This window comes from Micromonospora parastrephiae (assembly GCF_016802865.1).
GTDB lineage: Bacteria > Actinomycetota > Actinomycetes > Mycobacteriales > Micromonosporaceae > Micromonospora > Micromonospora parastrephiae.
The window spans coordinates 1-4,131 of record NZ_JAEVHM010000314.1 but is presented as its reverse complement, the minus strand read 5'-3'; the positions used below and the strand labels follow the sequence as shown (position 1 = coordinate 4,131).

The window sequence follows — 4,131 nt, the reverse complement described above, 5'->3', positions numbered from 1 at the left end:
GCAGGTCGTTGAAGGTGACGCCGGCGGTGGCGCCGGTGTTCAGCAGCGCGTCCGCGGCGACCGATCCGGCGGCGCCGCCGGGACGCAGCGCGGTGGCCAGCGCGGTCACCACCGGCGTCGGATCGTCGACGACCTCCAGTACGGCGTGGCAGAGCACCAGGTCGACGCCGGCCGGCTCGACCAGGCCGGCGAGGGCGTCGCCGTCACCCTGCACGGCGGCGATCCGGTCGGCCACCCCGGCCTCGGCGGCCCGGCGGGTGAGCGCGGCCAACGCGTCGGGGCTGGCGTCGACCACGGTGACGCGGTGCCCGGCACGGGCCAGGGGGACGGCGAAACCGCCGGTGCCGCCGCCCACGTCGAGCACGGTGAGCTCGGTGTCGCCACGCCGGTCCAGTTCGGCGCGGAGCACCGACCAGATCACGGCGGTACGGGCGGTCAGCGGCGGCCCGGCGAACCGGCCTCGGGTCTGCTCCACCCGGTCGAGCCTAGTCACCCGGTCCAGTCAGCCCTTGCGGCCGGTGGTGGCGATGCCCTCGACGAAGTGCCGCTGGGCCAGGAAAAACAGGATGATCATCGGTACGGTGGCCAACACGCTTCCGGCCAGCACGATCTCCCACTGCTGCTCGCCGCCGTAGCCGAACCGGTCGAGCACCACCTTCAGCCCGCGCGGCAGCGTGTAGAGCTGCTCGTTGCGCAGGTAGATCAGTGGCTTGAGCAGGTCCGTCCAACTGGCCTTGAACTCGAACACGAAGGCGACCAGCAACGCCGGCCGGATCAGCGGGAAGGCCAGCTTCCAGAACAGCTGCGGGTAGCTCGCCCCGTCCATCCGGGCGGCCTCGAAGTACTCCCGGGGCAGCGCGAGCAGGAACTGCCGCAGCAGGAAGATGTAGAACGCCGAGCCGAACAGGTTGCCCGCCCAGAGCGGCACCTGGGTGTCGGTCAGCCCCAGCTTCGACCAGATCAGGTACGTGGGGATCATGGTGACCGCGAACGGCAGCATCATGGTGGCGAGCACCAGCCCGAAGAGCACGTTGCGGCCGGGGAAGCGGAAGTACGCGAAGCCGAAGGCCACCCAGGCGCTGGAGAGGGTCACCGCCGCGGCGGCGGCCACGCCGACGACGACGCTGTTGCCGAACCAGGTCAGCAGCGGCACCGCCTGCCACGCCTCGGCGTAGTTCTCGGGCGAGAACGGGGTGGGCAGGAAGCCGGGCGCGAAGACGTACTCCCGGGGGCGCAGCGAGGCGCTGACCAGCCAGACGAACGGCAGCATGAAGATCACGGCGGCGCCGACCAGCGCCGCGATGAACAGCACCCGGTGCCAGAGCGGCCGGCGGGCCTCCTCGGCAGGGGGGCGGCGCGCCGCCGCGCGGGCCGGCTCGATGCCGGATACCGGTGCGGCGGCGCTGCGTTCGACGGCGGTCGTCACGACTGTTCCCCGGCCGCTGGATCCTCCTCGGCCCGGGACCGCCGGGCGTTGGCCACCGGGCCTTCAGTGATCTCGTACTCGCGCGGCTCCAGGTGCTGCTCGGGCACCCACCCCGAGCTGAGGCGGATCCGTCGCGCGTTGGCCACCCCGTTGTGGCCGGTCATCGAAGTCACTGGTCTTCTCCCTCGTAGTACACGAACCGGTTGCTGAGTTTCACCTGCGCCAGGGTGATCACCAAAATGATCGCGAAGAGCAACCAGGCCATCGCCGAAGCGAAGCCCATGTGCAGGAACTGGAACGCCTCCTGGAACAGGTGGATGACGTAGAAGCTTGCCGCGTCGCTGTTGAACGTGTTCTGGGTCTCACGGTTGCCGAAGTACATGGTGTAGACCTCGGTGAACATCTGCAGCGACGCGATCGTGTTGACGATCAGCGTGAAGAACAACGCCCCCGAGATCATCGGCAGGGTGACCGCACGGAACCGGGCCCAGGGGCCCGCGCCGTCGATGGAGGCGGCCTCGTACAGGTCACGCGGCACGTTCTGCAACGCGGCCAGGTAGATGATGACCGTGGAGCCGAGGCTCCACAGGCTCATCAGGATGATGCCGGGCATCACCCAGTGCGGGTCCGTGGTCCAGCTCGGACCGTCGATCCCGACCAGACCGAGCGCGCGGTTGATCAGGCCGTCCTGGGTGTTGAGTAGCAGCAGGAACAGGATGCCGACGGCCACCGCCGGGGTCATCACCGGCAGGTAGAAGACGGTACGGAAGAAGCCCTGCAACCGTCCGACCCGCTTGAGCAGCAGCGCCAGCCCGAGCGAGATGAGCATCACCAGCGGCACGTGCAGCGCCGTGTAGTAGACGGTGTTGCCGAGACTGCGGGCCACGGCCGGGTCGCTCATCAACTCCCGGTAGTTGTCCAGCCCGTTGTACTCCGGCGGATTGATCACGTCGTACTCGGTGAAGCTCAACCAGAGGCTGGCGACCATCGGCCCGGCGTAGAAGATCAGGAACCCGATGATCCAGGGCGCCAGGAAGAGGTACGCCCAACGGGCCTCCCGCCGGGCCAGCGGCGTACGGCGGCGCCGGCCCGGAGCGGGAGCGGTGACGGTGGCCATGGCGGGTTACTTCGCGGCCTTGTCCAGCGCGGCGGTGGCCTCCTGCTGTGCCCGCCGCAACGCCTGGGCGGGCTGCTCCTGGCCGGCGAGCACCCGGTTGACCGCGTCGTAGTACGCCTTGTCGAACTCGGCGCCAGCCGGCGAGGCGGGCAGCGCGAACGCCGCGTCCTGCACCGAACGGATGGTCGCCACCGCGTCGTCGAAGCGCTTGTTGCCGGTCGGCTGGTACAGCTCGTCGAAGATCTTCTTGTCGGCCTCGGCGTTGGCGGTGTAGAGGCCGGTGAACGGCTGACCGGCGGCCTTGCGGGCGTCCGCCCGGGCCTTCGCGGCTGCCAGCCACGTGTCGGTGGCGGTCATCTGCTTGACGAACGCGCACGCGGCGTCCGGGTTCTTCGCGCCCTTGGTGATCACCCAGGCCTGCCCGGCGGACTGGGTCAGCGGCCTGCCCTGCCGGTCGGTGAACGGCTTGACCACCAGCTCGACGTTCGGGCTGTTCTTGGCCGCCTGGTTGAGGAACCACTCCTCCATCGGCCAGGCCACGATCTGGTTCTTGGACAGCGGGTTCTGCGCGCCGAAGAAGTCGAAGGTGTCCCGGAACGACTTGAACTTGCCCCAGCCGCCCTGCTGCTGGATGAGGTTGACCCCGGTGGTGAGCGCCTCGACCACCTTGGGGTCGTCCAGCCGCGCGGTGCGGCCGTCGGCGGAGAGCATGTCGACGCCGTTCGCCTTGGCCCACATCGGCAGGAACTCGGGGATCTTCGGGTCGATGCCGATCCGGGAGAGCCGGCCGCCGGAGACCGTGGCCAGCTTGGTGTTGAGCGCGGGCAGCGCCGCCCAGTCGGCCAGGTTCACCTGGTCGGCGGTCATTCCGGCCTTCTTGAGCAGCCCCTCGTTGAGGTAGACCACCCGGACGGTGGAGAACTCCGGGATGCCGTAGACGGTGCCGTCCAGGGTGACCTGGGCGCGGGCGGCGGACCGGTACTGCTCCAGGTCGATGTCCTGCTTTTTGACGCAGTCGGTGAGCGGCTGGATCGATCCGCGCTTGGCGTACGTGCCGATCAGCTTGCGGTCCATGTAGACCAGGTCCGGCGGGTTGCCCGAGGCGACCGCGGAGAGGAACTGCTGCTCGTCGAACGCGCCCTCGGTGACCTTCAGCTCGACGTCGGGGTGGTCCCGCTTGAACGCGTCGACGCGGGTGGTGGCGATCTCGTCGGAGAAGCCGAAGCCCATCGTGCTGAGTGTGCCCTTGGTGGCGGTGCCGCCCCCCGCGTCGCCGCCGCCCACTCCGCCACACCCGCTCAGCACCAGGCTGAGCGCACCGGCGAACGCGGTCGCCCGCAGTATCCGTGACATGAGACCCTCCCGAACCGACGCGGGCGGCCTTGCCCGCGACCTGCACTTCTCCTCGATCGGTGCGGTTCAAACGTGAGAGCCGGGCATGTGCCGATCAGCGGAAGTCGCGGGAGGCGGGACTGACCGGCGGCTCAATCGCGTCCAGCCGGTCGGCGACCAGATTGGTCACCCCCTCGTGCCGCTCCAGCCGCCCCCGGACCACCAGCGCGGCGCTGCTGCGGGCCACCCGCCGGTA

Annotated in this window: 5 protein-coding genes; all 5 read right to left on the bottom strand. The window is 69.6% G+C overall.

The window, feature by feature from the left end; translation table 11 throughout:
* Window positions 1-493: methyltransferase domain-containing protein (locus JNW91_RS30125; RefSeq protein ID WP_309244525.1), on the bottom strand; the 493-nt coding region annotated here is incomplete at its 3' end.
* 9 nt (window positions 494-502) lie between these two features.
* Window positions 503-1,426: a carbohydrate ABC transporter permease gene (locus tag JNW91_RS30120; protein ID WP_203178883.1), complete on the bottom strand. Its 924-nt coding sequence runs from the start codon at window positions 1,424-1,426 to the stop codon at window positions 503-505.
* Window positions 1,423-1,599 (bottom strand): hypothetical protein, encoded by a 177-nt coding sequence (locus JNW91_RS30115; protein WP_203178884.1) that lies wholly within the window; start codon window positions 1,597-1,599, stop codon window positions 1,423-1,425. The genes JNW91_RS30120 and JNW91_RS30115 overlap by 4 nt, the downstream gene beginning before the upstream one ends.
* The gene (locus tag JNW91_RS30110; protein ID WP_203178882.1) at window positions 1,596-2,543 is read right to left on the bottom strand and encodes a carbohydrate ABC transporter permease; all 948 of its coding nucleotides are present in this window, start codon (window positions 2,541-2,543) and stop codon (window positions 1,596-1,598) included. The genes JNW91_RS30115 and JNW91_RS30110 overlap by 4 nt, the downstream gene beginning before the upstream one ends.
* A 6-nt stretch (window positions 2,544-2,549) precedes the next feature.
* Window positions 2,550-3,896: an extracellular solute-binding protein gene (locus JNW91_RS30105; protein ID WP_203178881.1), complete on the bottom strand. Its 1,347-nt coding sequence runs from the start codon at window positions 3,894-3,896 to the stop codon at window positions 2,550-2,552.
* Between the last annotated feature and the right edge of the window lie 235 nt (window positions 3,897-4,131).